The sequence below is a fragment of the Pseudomonas sp. UBA5706 genome (assembly GCF_002419965.1).
GTDB lineage: Bacteria > Pseudomonadota > Gammaproteobacteria > Pseudomonadales > Pseudomonadaceae > Aquipseudomonas.
Genome location: NZ_DIHC01000043.1, coordinates 285,073 through 302,727, shown reverse-complemented (window position 1 = coordinate 302,727; position 17,655 = coordinate 285,073). Strand labels below are relative to the sequence as shown.

The following is a 17,655-nucleotide window of genomic DNA, read 5'->3' as shown; positions in this document are numbered from 1 at the left end:
CATCTACGCTGCGAATCAGGCGCTGGCGCGGCGTTGATCTGCCTGCTGCACAATCTCCCGCCGCCGCTGATCGGTCGCCGCACGCCACTCGCGGATGTCTTCGACGTGTCGATGACATCCCGTACACACTTTGTGCTCATCAAGCCGACAGATGCTGATGCACGGCGATGGCACCGCCGCGCTGACATTGCTGAACAACGGCTTAGGCGCTTTGACGGAGGCGGCGTTGGTCACTGCCGGTTTCCGTCTTCATGACCGTCGACAGCGTCGAATTCAATTTCAACACTGGCCTGCGCCAAAGCCAGACGATGAAGCATCTCGCCCAGCAACTCTTCGCTTTTGTCGCAGACCCAGCGATTTTCCTCTTCGTCGTAATCGAAGTGGAATCCACCAGCAGGCGCCGCCAGCCAAAGCTGACGCAGCGGCTCTTGGCGACTGAGGATGAATTGAGTGCCGTTTTCGAATTTCACGGTCAGCACACCGGCCGAACTCTCAAGGTCCAGATCCAGACCGCTCTCGTCGAAGATATCCTCGATCAAATTTTGGGTCGCATCTACCAGGTCGTGAAAGCGGGCTTCGGTCAAACTCATTGCAGGAACCTCGAAAGTGTCTACTGATGGCGCAGCGACGCAAGATACGGTCGCTTCTAGCCAATTGCAAAGCATACCCGCCCAGTAGCAGTCTGCCGCGCCAAAAAACACGCGATTGTCGTTCATATATCCGCCACCTGCGTCAAAGGCCCGCCGGACGGGAACCTTGGCGCATAGGCAATCTGTCGGGTGGTCGGTATACTCGGGCGCAATTAATGCTTATACAAAGGATTTCGCCATGAAGCGCCTGATTTCCTCCCTGGCCGCGCTCCTCGCTGTTGCGTGTCTGGTCTCTGCCTGCGGTCAGAAAGGCCCACTGTATCTGCCCGATGACGATTCGTCCGACGCCAGCAACGGCCAGACTCAATCGCACTCGCACAAGCATCAGACCTCGACCAACTAGGGATTGACCATGGACGCCTTCAACTACCGCGACGGCGAGCTGTTCGCGGAAGGAGTTGCATTGTCTGCCATCGCCGAGCGTTTCGGCACGCCGACCTATGTCTACTCCCGAGCCCACATCGAGGCCCAATACCGCGCCTACACCGATGCGCTGAACGGCATGCCGCATCTGGTCTGTTTCGCCGTCAAAGCTAACTCCAACCTGGGCGTCCTCAATGTCCTGGCGCGTCTGGGCGCCGGTTTCGACATCGTTTCGCGTGGCGAACTGGAGCGTGTGCTGGCGGCAGGCGGTCAGGCCGAGAGGATTGTATTCTCCGGCGTTGGCAAGACCCGCGATGACATGCGTCGAGCGCTGGAAGTCGGTGTGCATTGCTTCAACGTCGAGTCCACCGACGAGCTGGAGCGCTTGCAGGTCGTGGCCGCCGAGATGGGCAAACGCGCCCCGGTGTCCTTGCGGGTGAACCCGGACGTCGATGCGGGTACTCACCCCTACATTTCCACGGGCCTTAAAGAGAACAAGTTCGGCATCGCCATTGCAGATGCCGAAGACGTCTACATCCGCGCTGCGCAGTTGCCTAACCTGGAAGTTGTCGGCGTCGATTGCCACATCGGCTCGCAACTGACCACCCTCTCGCCCTTCGTCGATGCGCTGGATCGCCTGCTGGATCTGGTCGATCGCCTGAGCGACTGCGGCATTCAACTGCGCCATCTGGACCTGGGCGGCGGACTGGGCGTGCGTTACCGCGATGAAGAGCCCCCGCTGGCAGGTGACTACATCAAGGCTGTGCGCGAGCGCCTCGAAGGCCGCGACCTGGCACTGATGTTCGAGCCGGGCCGTTTCATCGTCGCCAACGCCGGCGTGCTGCTGACTCGCATCGAATACCTCAAGCACACCGAGCATAAAGATTTCGCCATCGTCGATGCTGCGATGAACGACCTGATCCGCCCAGCACTGTATCAAGCCTGGATGGACGTCAAAGCCGTTCAACCACGCGAAGGCGCGACACGCGCCTATGACATCGTGGGTCCGATTTGCGAGACCGGCGACTTTTTGGCCAAGGAGCGCGAACTGGCGCTGGCCGAGGGTGATCTGCTGACCGTGCATTCTGCTGGCGCCTACGGTTTCGTCATGAGTTCCAACTACAACACCCGCGGGCGTGCCGCTGAGGTGTTGGTCGATGGCGATCAGGCGTTCGAAGTGCGTCGCCGTGAAACCGTGACTGAGCTGTACGCCGGCGAAAGCCTGCTGCCGGAGTAATCCCATGCTGCTGCGTTTTACCAAGATGCATGGCCTGGGCAACGACTTCATGGTGCTGGACCTCGTGAGCCAGCACGCGCATATCCTGCCCAAGCACGCCAAGCAATGGGGCGACCGGCACACCGGTATCGGTTTCGATCAATTGCTGCTGGTCGAAGCACCGAGCAACCCGGATGTGGACTTCCGCTACCGGATCTTCAATTCCGACGGCTCTGAGGTCGAGCAGTGCGGCAATGGCGCGCGCTGCTTTGCTCGATTCGTGCTGGACAAGCGCCTGACGGCCAAGAAGCAGATCCGCGTCGAGACCAAGGGCGGCATTATCGAACTGGATATTCGCAACGACGGACAGATCAGCGTCGATATGGGCGCGCCGCGCCTGATACCTGCAGACATTCCGTTCGATGCACAGCAGCAGGCGCCCAGTTACACGCTGGACGTCGGCGGCGAAACCGTCGAGCTGGCTGCCGTATCCATGGGTAACCCGCATGCCGTGCTGCGCGTGTATGACATCAATAATGCACCCGTGCACACCCTTGGCCCGAAAATCGAGAACCACCCACGCTTCCCGGCCCGGGTCAACGTAGGCTTCCTTCACGTCGTTGATCGCCAGCGCGCGCAACTGCGTGTCTGGGAGCGCGGCGCTGGAGAGACCCAGGCCTGTGGTACGGGCGCCTGTGCAGCAGCCGTTGCAGCCATTAGCCAGGGCTGGATGGAATCGCCGCTGCTGATCGATCTGCCCGGAGGACGTCTTTCCATCGAGTGGGCGGGTCCGGGTCATCCGGTGCTGATGACCGGCCCGGCTGTCAGGGTTTACGAAGGCCAAGTACGTCTATGAGTGAGAGTATCCGATGACCGACCTGCCTCAGACTTCAACCGACACGCCCGGCGAATCATCCGTCGACCAAACAGTGCCTGCCCTTGAAGCCGAGGCAGTCGCGGCCTGGCTGCAGCAACACCCGGACTTCTTCGCTGAGCATGACGAACTGCTCACAGCGATGCGCATCCCCCATCAGCGAGGTGACACCGTTTCGCTGGTAGAGCGTCAGCTCAAACTGTTGCGCGAACGCAATATCGAGATGCGCCATCGCCTGTCACAGCTGATGGACGTGGCCCGTGACAACGACCGGCTGTTCGAGAAAACCCGCCGCTTGATCCTTGCGCTGATGGACGCCACCAGCCTGGAAGAGATCGTCATCGCCGTGGAGGACAGCCTGCGCCAGGAGTTTCAGGTGCCATTCGTCAGCCTGATCCTGTTCAGCGATAACCCGATGACGGTGGGGCGGTGGGTCAGCGGTGCCGATGCGCAGAAGGCCATTGGCGGTTTGATTTCCGGTAACAAGACCGTTTGCGGCGCTCTGCGCGAGCACGAGCTGGAATTCCTGTTCGGTGCCGAACAGAGCAAGGAAGTGGGCTCCACCGCCATCGTCGCGTTGAACCATCAGGGCCTGCATGGCGTTCTGGCCATTGGCAGCCGAGATCCGCAGCATTATAAAAGCTCGGTGGGCACGCTGTTCCTGACCTACATCGCCGATGTATTGAGCCGCTTGCTGCCACGCTTCATCAACGCTCTGCGCTCGGTTCGCTAGTCATGGAACGGCAACTGGATGCTTACTGCACGCACCTGCGCAGTGAGCATCAAGTGTCGAGCCACACGCTTGAGGCTTACCGCCGCGACCTGAGCAAGGTGCTGGGGTTCTGCGAAAAGCAGCACATCGAAAGCTGGAAGACGCTGGATATCCAGTCCATGCGCAGCCTGGTCGCCCGCTTGCACCAGCAAGGCCAATCATCACGCAGCATTGCCAGATTGTTATCAGCAGTGCGCGGTTTCTATCATTATCTGAACCGCGAAGGCCTCTGTGATCACGACCCGGCCAACGGCCTCTCGCCGCCCAAAGGCGAGCGTCGCCTGCCCAAAACGCTGGATGCCGACCGCACGCTGCAACTGCTGGAAGGCGGTGTGGAAGACGAGTTTCTTGCGCGCCGCGATCAGGCAATTCTCGAACTGTTCTACTCTTCCGGGTTGCGGCTCTCCGAACTCACTGGGCTGAACTGCGCGCAACTGGACTTGGCCGACGGCCTGGTTGAAGTGCTCGGCAAGGGCAGCAAGACCCGCGTTCTACCGGTGGGGCGAAAGGCCCGAGAAGCGCTGGAGCAGTGGCTCAACCAACGAGCGCTTGCCAATCCGCAGGATGATGCGGTGTTCATCAGCCAGCAGGGCCGACGTCTCGGGCCGCGTTCGATCCAGCTTCGGGTCAAGGCCGCCGGCGAGCGTGAGCTGGGGCAGAATTTGCATCCGCACATGCTGCGTCACTCCTTCGCCAGTCACCTGCTGGAGTCGTCCCAGGACCTGCGGGGCGTACAGGAATTGCTTGGCCACGCCGACATCACCACGACTCAGATCTATACCCACCTGGACTTCCAGCATCTGGCAACGGTGTACGACAGCGCCCACCCTAGGGCCAAACGCAAGGATTCTTCCGAATGAGCATTAAGCTGGTCACCTTTGACCTGGACGACACCCTGTGGGAAACCGCCCCGGCCATTGTCAGTGCGGAGGCCATGCTGCGGGACTGGCTGGCGCGAAATGCACCGAAGCTAGGCCCTGTACCCGTGGAGCACCTGTGGGAAATTCGTTCGCGACTGGTTGCGGCTGATCCAGGTTTCAAGCACCGCATCAGCGCATTGCGCCGTCGGGTGCTGTTTCATGCGCTGGAAGATGCAGGCTATGCCGAAGCCGAGGCGCAGGATCTGGCTGAGCAGAGTTTCGAGGTATTTCTGCAAGGCCGCCACCAGTTGGACATCTTTCCGGAAGCAGTGCCGACGCTGGAGATTCTGACCAAGTCTTATACCTTGGGGGTGATAACCAATGGCAACGCCGACGTGCGTCGCCTGGGTCTTGCCGATTACTTCGCCTTTGCGTTATGCGCCGAAGACCTGGGGATCGGCAAGCCTGATCCTGCGCCGTTCCTTGAAGCGCTGAAACGTGGCAATACTGACGCACGCCATGCAGTTCATGTCGGCGACCACCCCGGCGATGACATTGCAGGCGCCCAGCAGGCCGGCCTGCGCGCGATCTGGTACAACCCCGCAGGCAAGCCGTGGGAGGCCGATAAGTTGCCGGACGCGGAGATTAATAGCTTGACCCAGTTGCCTGAGGTGTTGGCACGTTGGGGGTAAACAGGTTGGGGCTGCTACGTGGATGCCCTTCGGGCAGATCGCGCCGACGGGCATCAAAACAAAAAATCCACGCCAAAATTCCAAAGCCAACAACGCAAGGCGAAAACTCAAAGCCAAGTATCTCAAGCCCAAAAAAAGCCCGCAGCGACAGCGGGCTTTTCTTCAGCAGGCATCAGACACCCTTAGATAGGGCGGCTACCGTACTTGTTGTCAGGTTTCTTCGGCGGATCGGCGACCACATTGGCCTCCACTTCCTGCACTTTGCCGCCACGGGCGAGGAACTCTTCCATCGCGCGGGCTAAAGCATCGCGTTCTTTATTCTTGGCTTCTACACTGGGAAGCTCATCAACCGAGACCGCGGCCTTGGCTTTGCCCTTCGCAGGAGTCGTCGCAGCCTCGGCGCTGTCTTCTATGTCGGCGCCATCATCTTCGGCAGTAGCCGCAAGCTCCCCACCGTCATCCTCGTCTTCGAGACCGTCTTCAACCAGATCGTCGTTATCATCGTCGCTCATGTTCTACCTCATGACTTGCGAAAGCAGATTAGTTATAGCCCAGCTGCGCTTAATTTCTAAGACAACCGGAAGAAATTCAACTACCGCTGACAATCAGCGGTCGTGCCCCTCTCCCTGAAGGGTAGCGAGGACTTTACGCGCACCGCCTGCATCACGATGCTCTCCTAAATAAACACCTTGCCAGGTTCCCATCGCCAGCCGTCCGTCGGTGACCGGTAAAAGCAACTGACAACCCAGCAAGCTTGCTTTGAAGTGCGCTGGCAGGTCGTCCGGCCCCTCGTCGTTATGTTCATAACCGTCACTTCCCTGCGGGATAAGGCGGTTGAAGAAACGCTCGAAGTCACGACGCACTGCCGGGTCGGCATTCTCGTTGATGGTCAACGAGGCCGAGGTATGCTGCAGCCACAAATGCAACAGCCCGACTCGACAATCACGCAGTCCGGGGACGCCTGCGACAATCTCATCGGTTACCAGATGAAATCCGCGAGGCCTTGACCGCAAGGTGATTCTGGCCTGCTGCCACATACAGTTCTCCGCCCTTCGGCGCGCATTCTAACGCGCAAAAAAAAAAAGCAAAGCGCGTAATGAGTGACGTTTTCTGTAAGCCTGAAACCACTAGCGCCAAGCCGTCGCAATCCGGGTCAGGACTGCTGCGAAACCCATACAACGCAAGGTTGACGCTCAGCGTGTCCGTGATCTGGTTGCTGCCTTGGCTATCGACAAACTCCAGACAAAAAAATGCCCGGAAGACCGGGCATTTTTTTCGCGATCGTGATTACAGGTTGTAGCCACGCTCGTTGTGTTGCGCAAGATCCAAGCCCACGGCCTCCTCTTCCTCAGTGACACGCAGACCCATGACAGCATCCAGCACCTTGAGGATGATGAAGGTCACGACCGCGGTGTAGATGATCGTGAAGCCTACGCCTTTGCACTGAATCCAGACTTGGGCAGCGATGTCGGTGACCGTGCCGAAACCGCCCAGCGAAGGGGCTGCGAAAACGCCGGTCAGGATCGCGCCAAGGATACCGCCGATACCGTGAACGCCGAAGGCATCCAGCGAGTCATCATAGCCTAGCTTGCGCTTGAGGCTGGTAGCACAGAAGAAGCAAACCACCCCAGCGGCCAGACCGATGATCAGGCTGCCCATCGGGCCCACAGTACCGGCCGTCGGGGTGATGGCCACCAGACCGGCAACCACGCCCGAGGCGATACCCAGTGCGCTTGGCTTACCGTGAGTCAGCCATTCGGCGAACATCCAGCCCAGTGCCGCAGCAGCAGTTGCGATCTGAGTGACCAGCATTGCCATCCCGGCAGTACCGTTGGCGGCGGCTGCGGAACCTGCGTTGAAACCGAACCAGCCGACCCACAGCATCGCCGCGCCAACCAGGGTGTAGCCCAGATTATGCGGGGCCATCGGGGTGGTCGGGTAGCCTTTGCGTTTGCCCAATACCAGGCACGCTACCAGGCCAGCCACACCGGCGTTGATGTGCACGACGGTGCCGCCAGCGAAGTCGAGGACGCCCCAATCGCCGAGCAGCGAACCCGGACCGCTCCAGACCATGTGCGCGATCGGCGCATAGATCAGGGTGAACCAGACCGCCATGAAGATCAGCATGGCGGAGAACTTCATACGTTCCGCGAAGGCACCGACGATCAGCGCCGGGGTGATGATGGCAAACGTCATCTGGAAGGTGACGAACACAGCCTCAGGAAAAAGCGCTGCAGGACCGGTGATACTCGCCGGGGTGATGCCTGCCAGGAACGCCTTCGAAAGACCGCCGACGAAGGAGTTGAAGTTGACCACGTTAACTTCCATCCCGGTGGTATCGAACGCCATGCTGTAGCCATAAACGAACCACAAAATGCTGATCAGCCCGGTAATGGCGAAGCACTGCATCATGACCGACAGAATGTTTTTCGAACGGACCATGCCGCCGTAAAACAATGCCAGCCCCGGGATGGTCATGAATAGCACCAGAGCGGTCGAGGTCAGCATCCAGGCGGTGTCACCTGAGTTGAGGACGGGGGCTGCCACTTCGTCTGCCGCCATGGCCAAGCCAGGGGTTACGAGGGACAACAGGGCTCCTAGCCCTGCGAATTGACGCAGAGTCATATTGTTTTCTCCTGGGGCGTTGGGTTGGCGGCTTAGATGGCGTCGGTATCGGTTTCGCCGGTACGAATGCGAATAGCCTGTTCCAGATTGACCACGAAGATCTTTCCGTCACCGATCTTGCCGGTGTTGGCCGCTTTGGTTATCGCTTCGATAACGCGGTCCAGATCCTTGTCGTCGATCGCAACGTCGATCTTCACCTTGGGAAGGAAGTCGACTACATATTCCGCACCGCGATACAGCTCGGTGTGGCCTTTCTGACGTCCGAAGCCTTTGACTTCAGTAACCGTAATGCCCTGCACGCCGATTTCCGACAACGACTCGCGTACGTCGTCCAGCTTGAACGGCTTGATGATGGCAGTGACTAGCTTCATGAAACTTTCTCCCGAATTGGTGGACTTGCCCCAGGAAAACAAACCCGTCTCAAGTCTAAGCGCAGCGTCTGGCTTTGTAACGCGTCGATGGCCCGAAACAGACCAGACCCGCCCCAGAAAACCGCTTCTGACGAAAACCTTCCCCGCTCCGCCTGCCGCACTGCATTCGTCACAGCGACTGCATCAGTGCATGGGTCATATGCCACTAAGCAGAAAGCTTGCCATTTCATGAAATCCCGGCAATTACGGCGCACGGCGTGGGCTATTACGGGCTTAGCTCATCATCCTGGAATCCACCCGCACAACAACAGTGCGTGCGCGCACGCCGTCATGCGCGAAAATCGTGCAGTGCTCGCCCGGCGAAAAGACCGTACAGGCTGCGTGCTACACTGCGGCGCATCTGATTCCGGAAGATGATCATGCTCGCGCCCAAAGCTTTTCTAGATGCCCTGAGCGGCCACGCCTCACGATTGCTCAACGGCGAGACCCCGCTGCCCCGCAATGAATTCGAAACCCAGTTCAAGACACTATTGCAAAGTGGCTTTAGCAAACTGGATCTGGTCAGCCGGGAAGAATTCGACAGCCAGATGATCGTCCTCGCCCGCACCCGTGCCCGCCTTGAGGCACTGGAAGCGAAGATGGCGCAGATGGAAGCGCAATTGGCGGGGCAAGTTAAAGAATAAGGGGCTCACCTGCATCGCACCGCACGGGACACGCCCGCTCGCGAAGTGGCCCACTGTGCCTAGACGGGCTTGCTGGAAACACGCCGTAGAACTTGCGGGGCCCCTCTCCACGTCTTCGCTGACTATCCTTGATCACGCCGCAGGACGCGGTGCCTCATCAAGGAAAGATCATGTCCCTCGCCATTGTCCTGAGCCGCGCCCAAGTCGGCGTCGAAGCGCCTGCCGTCACCGTCGAAACCCACCTCGCCAACGGCTTGCCCGCTCTGACGCTGGTGGGTCTGCCTGAAGGGGCGGTCAAGGAAAGCAAGGATCGGGTGCGCAGTGCGATTTTGAATTGTCGGCTGGAGTTTCCGGCGCGACGCATCACGTTGAATCTAGCACCTGCCGATTTACCCAAGGACGGCGGGCGATTCGACCTGGCGATTGCGCTTGGGCTGCTGGCGGCAAGCGCACAGGTCCCGACGCAGGCGCTCGACGGGGTGGAATGTTTGGGCGAACTGGCGCTGTCCGGGGCGATTCGGCCGGTGCAGGGTGTATTGCCTGCTGCATTGGCGGCGCGCGAAGCGGGGCATACCTTGATTGTCCCGGCAGTAAACGCTGAAGAAGCCTGCCTGGCGTCGGGGCTCAAGGTGATCGCGGTCAGTCATTTGCTAGAGCTGGTGTCTCACCTCAACGGCCACACCACGATTGCACCGTACAAATCCAATGGCCTGATTCTGCAAACCCAGCCCTACCCTGACCTCAGCGAAGTTCAGGGCCAAGCGGCGGCCAAACGTGCTTTGCTGGTCGCCGCGGCGGGCGCACATAACCTCTTATTCAGCGGCCCTCCAGGTACCGGCAAAACCTTGCTCGCCAGTCGACTGCCAGGCCTGTTGCCACCGCTGGATGAGCGTGAAGCGCTGGAGGTCGCGGCGATTCAATCGGTCGCAAGCCACGCGCCGCTGACCAACTGGCCGCAGCGCCCGTTTCGCCAGCCCCATCACTCGGCATCCGGGCCGGCGTTGGTCGGCGGTGGCAGTCGTCCGCAACCTGGGGAAATTACGCTGGCTCATCACGGCGTGCTGTTTCTGGATGAGCTGCCAGAGTTCGATCGGCGGGTGCTAGAGGTCTTGAGAGAGCCACTGGAATCAGGCCATATCGTGATCTCGCGGGCACGGGATCGCGTGCGTTTCCCGGCGCGCTTTCAACTGGTCGCAGCGATGAACCCCTGCCCTTGCGGCTATCACGGCGAACCGACCGGGCGTTGCCGTTGCTCCACCGATCAGATCCAGCGCTATCGCAACAAACTGTCCGGCCCGCTGCTGGACCGCATCGACCTGCACCTGACCGTCGCTCGGGAGGCCACGTCCTTGGCCGCGACGCCGCAAACCGGCGAGAACAGCGCCAGCGCAGCACTTCTGGTATCGGAGGCACGCGAGCGTCAGCAAAAACGCCAAGGCTGCGCCAACGCCTTTCTTGACCTCCCCGCCCTGCGACAGCACTGCGTATTAACGCCCGAAGATGAGGCCTGGCTGGAAACCGCGTGCGAACGCTTGAGCCTGTCCCTGCGGGCCGCTCATCGATTGCTGAAAGTGGCGCGCACACTGGCGGATCTGGAGCGGGTGGAGGCGATATCCAGAAGCCATATTGCCGAGGCGTTGCAGTACCGGCCATCGTCGGGGTGAGCGTTTCAAGCTTTTGATTCTGGCCGCAGGCCGCAGGAGCAGCTTGCTCGCGATCTGACGCTGTGCATGCAGTGCACCTGATACACCGAGGTATCTGGTTTTGCTGCCGCTGCGCGCCAGATCACGGGCAAGCGACGCTCCTACGCCTTCGCCAGAATCAAAAGAAATCCGCGTTCACGCCTACGGTCGCGCCAATCTCACCGAAACCGATCCACTTCCTTGCGCAGATCCGCAGCGACTGCATTCAACTCCTGCGCCGTGACCGCCAGGTTCGACACCACTTCACGCTGTTCGCTGTTCGCAAGTGCAATGCTTTGCAGGTTGGCGCTGAGCAAGGTGGCGGTGTTGCTTTGCTCTTGGGTGGCGGTGGTGATGGACGCGAATTGCTCGCCGGCCGAGCGGCTTTGCTCGTCGATCTGCGCCAGGGCCGCTGCGACCTTGGCGTTGCGCGTCAGACCTTCCTGCATCAGCGTGTTGCCTTGTTCCATGGTACTGATGGCGTTACCGGTTTCCTGCTGAATACTGGCGATCATGCCGGAAATCTCGTCCGTCGCCTGACGCGTGCGCGACGCCAGATTGCGGACCTCGTCGGCGACCACGGCAAATCCACGGCCTTGTTCGCCTGCCCGTGCCGCTTCGATCGCAGCGTTGAGCGCCAGCAGGTTGGTTTGTTCAGCGATGGAGGTAATGACGCTGACGATGCCGCCGATTTCCTGCGATCGCTGACCCAAGGTGTCGATCACCGCTGCGGTGCTGCCCAGAGAACCGGCAATCTGCTCCAGGGATGCCGAGGCTTCTTCCATCGAGGCGCGTCCGATGCGCGTTTGCTGCGCATTCCCTTGAGCCAGGCGCTCGGTATTGCCCATGTTGTCGGCAATGGTCAGGGCTGTGGCGCTGAACTCTTCGACCGCGCCAGCCATGCTGGTGATTTCACCGGATTGTTGCTCCATGCCTTCGTACGCGCCTCCCGACAAGCCTGACAATGCCTGGGCCCGCGTACTGACCTCCTGAGCGGCGCTGCGGATGTGCGACACCATCGTTTCCAGCGCTTCGCCCATCTTGTTGAAGCTGGAGGCTAACTGACCGATTTCGTCGTGGCTCGCAATATTCAAACGCACGCTAAGATCACCCGCGCCAAGGGCTTGGGCCTGGTTCACCAAATCCGACAGGGGCTGCAACTTGCTGCGCAATAGCCAGATTGCCGAGCCCACGGCAATCAGCATCGCCAACAGGCTGCCAATCGCCAGTTGCGTGCCGACGCTCCAGGTCACCGCGCTGATTTCATCCTTGGGCATGGTCGCCAGGATCGACCACGGGCCGCCGGCAAAAGGTTCGGCAACGGTGTAGAACTCATCCCCTGCATCCTGCCAGAAGCCGCCCTTGCCTGGGGTCTTCACGAATTCGGCCAGGGTCTTGCTCGCGTGTTCCAGATCCTTCACACCCGCTGGCGGCACCAGCCATTTATTCTGCTCGTCGAGCAAGGCCAGTGAGCCTGTCGAGCCGATGCGAAAGCTCTTGAGGTTGTCGAACTGCGCCTTTTGCGCGTCGGTGTAGTCGAAGCCCACGAACAGCACGGCGATGACCTTGCCGCTGCTGTCGTGCACCGGGGAATACTGCGTCATGTACAGGCGATCGAACAGCAGCGCACGACCGACATAGCCCTGCCCTGCCAGCAGTTTTTCGTAGGCCGGGTGCTTGTGGTCAAGCACGGTGCCAATGGCGCGGGAGCCGTCCTGCTTGCTCAGGGAGGTACTGACGCGGATGAAGTCCTCGCCACTGCGGACAAAGACCGTCGCCACGCCCGCGGTCATGTTTTTGAAATCGTCGACCTCGACGAAGTCGTTATTCAGGAGCTTACCGTTGAGCAGCAACGCAGGGGTCTGCATGCCTGCCACGGCAATTGGCTGATCGGGCTGCAATGTCAGGCCATGGCTGAAGCGATTCTCGAACAGCCCGCTCAGCCTCTGGGTGTTGTCGCGCAGGGTGGTATGGAAGGTATTTAACTGGTCAGCCAGCAATCGCGCCTCACTGCCCATGTGTTCCTCACGGATGGCCAGGTTTGCCGAGTCCAGCGAACGCAGGGCAAACAGGGTACTGCCGCTGATGACGACGGCGAGGATGACGGCCAGCGCGACGCCAAGCTGCGAGGCAATACGGGCACGGGGCTGAGGCATGAAATCTCCTTGCCGAACGACCGGATCATCCTAATCTCAGACGAAGCATTCGGGCTGATATTTAATAGAGGGCGTTGATGATCCGATACAGGAAAATCGGTTCCGCAGTTACAGATCGGCTGGCCTAATAAATACTTGAGTCCTATGCGCGGTCTTAGGAGGGTGAGCTTTGCATCATTCGGCGCCTTGCAGTTGTCCTGTAGCATCAGGCCGGTCGGCGGTAGCGATCTCATTGACGCCAGCACCGGCAAGCCATGCTGTCGCGGGAGCCGGGTTGGGTACTCTTGCTCCCGCTTCAGGTATCAGGAGAGGTCCGCAGGTCACTTCAAAATCGTCACATCCGGCAACTCCATCGCCCGCACTTCGCTCTGCAAAAAATCACTGAGCCTGCGCAAACGCTCGCCGCCAGGCCGGGTCTTGGGCCACACCAGGTAATAGTTCTCCCCGCTGACCACTGCGGTGCGCCACGGCAAGCTGAGGCGACCCTGGCTCACATCCTCGGCCACCATCAGCAGGTCCCCCATGGATACCCCGTAACCTCGCGCTGCTGCGATCATCCCCAGTTCCAGCGTGTCGAACACCTGCCCGCCTTTGAGCGAAATCTGGTCCGATAAGCCCATGCGCTCCAGCCAGCTGCGCCAGTCTCTGCGATCGGGTGTGGGGTGCAGCAGTTCAGCATTGCCCAGCCTTTCGACATCCCACGGCGCGTCGTCGAGCAGGCCGGGAGAACCCACCGGAATCAACAGTTCGGGAAACAGGTATGTCGCCTCCCAGTCCGGCGGGAAATGCCCACGGCTGAGCAAAACGGCGCAATCGAAAGGCTCTTGCGTGAAGTCGACGTTGTCGATGTCCATCCAGGCACTGGTCAGTTGTACCTCGTTGCCGACCTGCAGATGACGAAACCGGCTAAGTCGCGCCAACAACCAGCGCATGGTCAGGGTCGACGGAGCCTTCATGCGCAAGATGCCTTCTTCAGCCATCAAGGCACTGCAGGCTCGCTCCAGCGCTGAAAATCCCTCGCGCACGCCGGGCAACAACTCCCGCGCTGCCTCTGTGAGCTGCACATTGCGCCCGTTGCGACGAAACAGTCGGCAGGCGAAGTGCGCTTCAAGCGTGTGGATGTGGCGGCTGACGGCGCTCTGGGTGATCGAAAGTTCTTCGGCGGCCCGGGTGAACGAGGTATGCCTGGCAGCGGCTTCAAATGCACGCAGCGCATACAAAGGAGGGAGACTACGAGGCATCTGGCGCTTTCCTCTTTGCCTGACAGCGAGAGCGGGCACTGTACCGGAATATACGCAGGATGAGTTTTAGTCATGTTAACGATCGTATTTATCCCTTTGTGCATTAGGCGCCAATTCACGACAATGAGCCGCTTACCAATGCCTCACCTTTCCGAGCACCAAGACCATGCAACAGCACGCCTTCAAAGAACTGTGGATCATCCTGCGCCTGGCGGGGCCACTGATCGCATCGCAGATGGCACACATGTTGATGGTCTTTACCGACACGGTGATGATGGGCAAGCTTGGCCCGCAGTCCCTCGCTGGCGGGGGGCTGGGCGCCGCCAGTTATAACTTCGTTTCTTTTTTCTGCGTAGGGGTGATGGCTGCGGTCGGCACACTTGTGGCCATTCGCAAAGGCGCCAATGACCATGCAGGCGCAACCCGCCTGACTCAGGCCGGGCTCTGGCTGGCATGGGGCATGGCGCTGATTGCGGCGCTGATTCTATGGAATCTGGAGCCGATCCTGCTCAATTTCGGCCAGGACGAAGCCAACGTGCACATGGCCAGCCAGTTCCTGCTCACCCTGCCACTGGCCCTGCCCGGGCTGCTGAGCTTCATGGCGCTACGGGGCTTCACCAGTGCACTGGGGCGTGCCACACCGGTAATGGTCATCAGTCTGGTGGGAGTGGCGCTGAACTTCGGGCTCAATTACGCCTTCATTCATGGGCTGTTCGGTCTACCACACTGGGGGCTGATGGGAATCGGTTTGGTCACCGCAATCGTCACCAATGGCATGGCGCTGGCGTTGGCGCTGTACATCCGCTACCACAAGGCCTACGCAGCGTATCCGATCCACAAAGGCCTGATGAATCTGTCCGGCAGCTGCCTCAAAGAGCTGTGGCGACTGGGCCTGCCGATTGGCGGAACCTATGCGGTCGAGGTCGGTTTGTTCACCTTCGCCGCATTCTGCATGGGGGCGATGGGCAGCACGCAGATGGCCGCCCACCAGATCGCACTGCAATCGGTGTCGATGGCATTCATGATTCCCGTGGGGATTTCCTATGCGGTCACCATGCGCATCGGTCTGCATTACGGCGGCGGTAACCTGCTGCTGGCGCGCACAGCCGGACGCATGGGGATCGCGTTTGGCGGGTTGCTGATGCTGACGTTCGGCATTCTGTTCTGGGTCGCGCCCGAGCTGGTGATCGGCCTGTTCGTGAATGTCGATGACCCGCAATATCAGGGCGTGGTCGCGCTGGCGGTGAAACTGTTGGCGATTGCGGCGTGGTTCGAGTTCCTCGACGGCACGCAGACCATCGCGATGGGCGCAATCCGGGGATTCAGGGATGCCAAGACGACGTTCCTCATCGGGCTGGTGAGCTACTGGGTGGTCGGCGCGCCGCTGGCCTGGGGCCTGGGCTTTATTGCGGACCAAGGCGCGGTCGGTGTCTGGTGGGGTCTGGCAATCGGCCTGCTGTGCTCGGCGGTCGCCCTGACCTACGCGTTTGAACGCAAGAGCGGCCAGCTGTTGCGCAAAGAGGCCACGGGTGTGGTGATGATGGGCTGATGGATGCGCGGCGCGGCCCTCTGTAGCCGTCGGCTTGCTGGCGGTGACGTCTTCGCGATCGCAAATCGTCGGCTGCAGGGCCAATGTCGCCTGAAGTCTCTGGAATCACAACCCTTGCAGAATCCGCCCTTTATCCTGATCGAACGTCAGGTAATCCAATAGCTCCGGCAACGCCAGCGGGTGGCTGATCAGGTAACCCTGCACCTGATCGCAACCGAAACTGCGCAGCAACCCCAACTGCTCCGGCGTTTCGACGCCCTCGGCCACCACTTCCAGGCTGAGGTTGTGCGCCAGGTTGATCATGGCGTGCACCAGCTTGCGATTTTCTTCGCGCTGCTCCATCTCGCCGACGAAACTCTTGTCGATCTTGAGCAACGTGATCGGCAGGCTGTTCAGGTGCACGAACGACGAAAAACCGGTGCCGAAATCATCCAGCGAAAACCGCACACCCAGTCGCCCCAGCGCGTCCATGGTCTGCTTGACCAGATCGCTACGGCGCATGACGGCAGTTTCGGTAAGTTCGAACTCCAGCCACTGCGCGTCCACACCGCGGTCGGTGATCAAGCGACTAAGGGTGGGCAACAGCTGGTTGTCCTGGAATTGACGGAATGACAGGTTAATCGCCATGTGCAGCGGCGGCTGGCCCTTCTCGCGCAGGGTCTGCATGTCTCGCAGGGCGCGGGAGATGACCCAGTAACCCAGCGGCACGATCAACCCACTTTGCTCGGCCAGCGGCACGAACTCGCTCGGCGGCAGCAAACCTCGCTCGGCATGGCGCCAGCGCACCAGTGCCTCAAGCCCCAGGATGTGGCCGGTGTTCAGGCATAGGCGCGGCTGGTAATGCAGCTCCAGCTCGTCGCGCCGCAAGGCCCGGCGCAGCTCGCTTTCCAGATCGGCCAAGCTACGGGCGTTGCGGTTAATTCGCTCGTTGAAGACGTGAAAGGTACAGCCTTGAGTACCCTTTGCCTGCTGCATGGCAATGTGCGCGTGCCACATCAGCGGGTCGGCGCCCGCGTCGATGCGCGCGTGGGCAATACCCAGGCTGCAGCCGATCAGCAGGCTTTCGCCATCGACCCAGTACGGCTCGGACAACGCCTCGGTGATGCGCTCGGCCATCCACTCGGCGCGTTCCGGTGCCCGTCGGGTATCGATCAGCAGGGCAAATTCGTCGCTCCCCAGACGCGCCACTTGATCGCAGGCTTCGAGCCGGCTTTTCAATCGGGCCACCACCTGCAGAATCAGCCTGTCCCCGGCCTGGTGCCCAAGGGCATCATTGGCGCGGCGGAAGCTGTCCAGATCCAGATGCCCCAATGCCAGCCCGCGTCCATCGAACTCTGCCAGGCGTGCTGCAAGTAGCGTCTGGAAGCCTTGTCGATTGGCGATGCCGGTCAACGGGTCCTGTTCGGCCAGGCGCTGCAGAGTGGTTTCCAACAGGCCGCGTTCGCGAACATGCCGCAGACAGCGACGAAGGCCCTGGGTCGACAGCGCGTCACGCGCGAGCCAGTCGCTGACGCCCAGCGGGTCGGTATCGGGTTCGACATCAAGCAGCAGCACCGTCGGCCAATTGCACTGCCCGGCCGCAGGCTGCAAGGCGAGCGTGGTGAAAAGAATAAAAGAATGCGAAGGGTCGGCGGGATCGCCAATAGCGTCCCAGCTCGACGCGCAGTCGAGAATGACGGCTTCCCCCAGGGGCGCCAGGCACTCGCGTATCATTGCTGGCCATTCAGGCGTGTCGGCCAGAAGCAGCAACCGCAAGGGTTCGACAGGCGTAGACAAGCTAGCTCCCCACACAAACTAAAGACATTGGAACCCACTCAAACGGCGGGTCGCCAAACACGGTAATCCGCCGCGCGCTGCGCAAATGTAACAAAACGGCGAAATATAGATAGCGTGACGCATCACAGTGTCGGACGGTCGCTGC

Annotated in this window: 18 protein-coding genes; 9 read left to right on the top strand and 9 right to left on the bottom strand. The window is 60.4% G+C overall.

The features are described from left to right. Positions 1-15: 15 nt before the first annotated feature. Positions 16-234, bottom strand: coding sequence for a DUF1289 domain-containing protein (locus B3I26_RS22170; protein WP_296260823.1), 219 nt, complete (start codon positions 232-234; stop codon positions 16-18). Beyond that, entirely contained in the window at positions 231-590 is a 360-nt protein-coding gene (gene cyaY, locus B3I26_RS22165; RefSeq protein ID WP_296260958.1) for an iron donor protein CyaY, read from the bottom strand. The genes B3I26_RS22170 and cyaY overlap by 4 nt, the downstream gene beginning before the upstream one ends. 238 nt (positions 591-828) lie before the next feature. Here cyaY and lptM point away from each other — a divergent pair, with 238 nt between their 5' ends. From lptM to B3I26_RS22135, 6 genes are read left to right on the top strand one after another with little or no spacing between them, the layout of a single operon-like run. Continuing rightward, positions 829-993, top strand: a complete 165-nt coding sequence (gene lptM, locus B3I26_RS22160; RefSeq protein WP_296260822.1) for an LPS translocon maturation chaperone LptM — start codon at positions 829-831, stop codon at positions 991-993. 9 nt (positions 994-1,002) lie between these two features. Beyond that, complete coding sequence (lysA, locus tag B3I26_RS22155) at positions 1,003-2,250, top strand: diaminopimelate decarboxylase (RefSeq protein WP_296260821.1); 1,248 nt, start codon at positions 1,003-1,005, stop codon at positions 2,248-2,250. Between the two features lie 4 nt (positions 2,251-2,254). Beyond that, a complete protein-coding gene (gene dapF / locus B3I26_RS22150) occupies positions 2,255-3,085 on the top strand; it encodes a diaminopimelate epimerase (protein ID WP_296260820.1) in 831 nt (276 codons plus the stop codon). A gap of 13 nt (positions 3,086-3,098) precedes the next feature. After that, positions 3,099-3,836: a DUF484 family protein gene (locus B3I26_RS22145; protein ID WP_296260819.1), complete on the top strand. Its 738-nt coding sequence runs from the start codon at positions 3,099-3,101 to the stop codon at positions 3,834-3,836. 2 nt (positions 3,837-3,838) lie between these two features. After that, the gene (xerC, locus tag B3I26_RS22140) at positions 3,839-4,735 is read left to right on the top strand and encodes a tyrosine recombinase XerC (protein ID WP_296260818.1); all 897 of its coding nucleotides are present in this window, start codon (positions 3,839-3,841) and stop codon (positions 4,733-4,735) included. Continuing rightward, complete coding sequence (locus B3I26_RS22135) at positions 4,732-5,427, top strand: HAD family hydrolase (protein ID WP_296260817.1); 696 nt, start codon at positions 4,732-4,734, stop codon at positions 5,425-5,427. The genes xerC and B3I26_RS22135 overlap by 4 nt, the downstream gene beginning before the upstream one ends. A 182-nt stretch (positions 5,428-5,609) precedes the next feature. Here B3I26_RS22135 and sutA read toward each other — a convergent pair whose 3' ends face one another. The 4 genes from sutA to glnK form a co-directional block, all read right to left on the bottom strand. Further along, positions 5,610-5,939: a transcriptional regulator SutA gene (gene sutA / locus B3I26_RS22130; protein WP_296260814.1), complete on the bottom strand. Its 330-nt coding sequence runs from the start codon at positions 5,937-5,939 to the stop codon at positions 5,610-5,612. Positions 5,940-6,032: 93 nt separating this feature from the next. Further along, the gene (locus B3I26_RS22125; protein ID WP_296260813.1) at positions 6,033-6,464 is read right to left on the bottom strand and encodes a secondary thiamine-phosphate synthase enzyme YjbQ; all 432 of its coding nucleotides are present in this window, start codon (positions 6,462-6,464) and stop codon (positions 6,033-6,035) included. Between the two features lie 250 nt (positions 6,465-6,714). Continuing rightward, positions 6,715-8,052, bottom strand: coding sequence for an ammonium transporter (locus B3I26_RS22120; protein WP_296260811.1), 1,338 nt, complete (start codon positions 8,050-8,052; stop codon positions 6,715-6,717). Between the two features lie 32 nt (positions 8,053-8,084). Next, a complete protein-coding gene (glnK, locus tag B3I26_RS22115) occupies positions 8,085-8,423 on the bottom strand; it encodes a P-II family nitrogen regulator (RefSeq protein ID WP_002555808.1) in 339 nt (112 codons plus the stop codon). 419 nt (positions 8,424-8,842) lie between these two features. Between glnK and B3I26_RS22110 the strand changes: the two genes are divergently transcribed. Then, a complete protein-coding gene (locus B3I26_RS22110) occupies positions 8,843-9,106 on the top strand; it encodes an accessory factor UbiK family protein (protein WP_296260809.1) in 264 nt (87 codons plus the stop codon). A 170-nt stretch (positions 9,107-9,276) separates the two neighbouring features. Continuing rightward, positions 9,277-10,770: a YifB family Mg chelatase-like AAA ATPase gene (locus B3I26_RS22105; RefSeq protein WP_296260807.1), complete on the top strand. Its 1,494-nt coding sequence runs from the start codon at positions 9,277-9,279 to the stop codon at positions 10,768-10,770. 197 nt (positions 10,771-10,967) lie between these two features. On the opposite strand, the gene B3I26_RS22100 is transcribed toward B3I26_RS22105, so the two are convergent. Then, a complete protein-coding gene (locus tag B3I26_RS22100; protein ID WP_296260806.1) occupies positions 10,968-12,944 on the bottom strand; it encodes a methyl-accepting chemotaxis protein in 1,977 nt (658 codons plus the stop codon). Between the two features lie 320 nt (positions 12,945-13,264). Then, positions 13,265-14,185 (bottom strand): LysR substrate-binding domain-containing protein, encoded by a 921-nt coding sequence (locus B3I26_RS22095; protein WP_296260804.1) that lies wholly within the window; start codon positions 14,183-14,185, stop codon positions 13,265-13,267. Positions 14,186-14,351: 166 nt separating this feature from the next. Between B3I26_RS22095 and B3I26_RS22090 the strand changes: the two genes are divergently transcribed. Continuing rightward, on the top strand, positions 14,352-15,734 hold the full coding sequence (locus tag B3I26_RS22090; RefSeq protein WP_296260802.1) for a NorM family multidrug efflux MATE transporter: 1,383 nt from the start codon (positions 14,352-14,354) through the stop codon (positions 15,732-15,734). A 105-nt stretch (positions 15,735-15,839) separates the two neighbouring features. Here the strand turns inward: B3I26_RS22090 and B3I26_RS22085 are convergent, their stop codons facing one another. After that, entirely contained in the window at positions 15,840-17,510 is a 1,671-nt protein-coding gene (locus tag B3I26_RS22085; RefSeq protein ID WP_296260801.1) for a putative bifunctional diguanylate cyclase/phosphodiesterase, read from the bottom strand. Positions 17,511-17,655 lie beyond the last annotated feature (145 nt).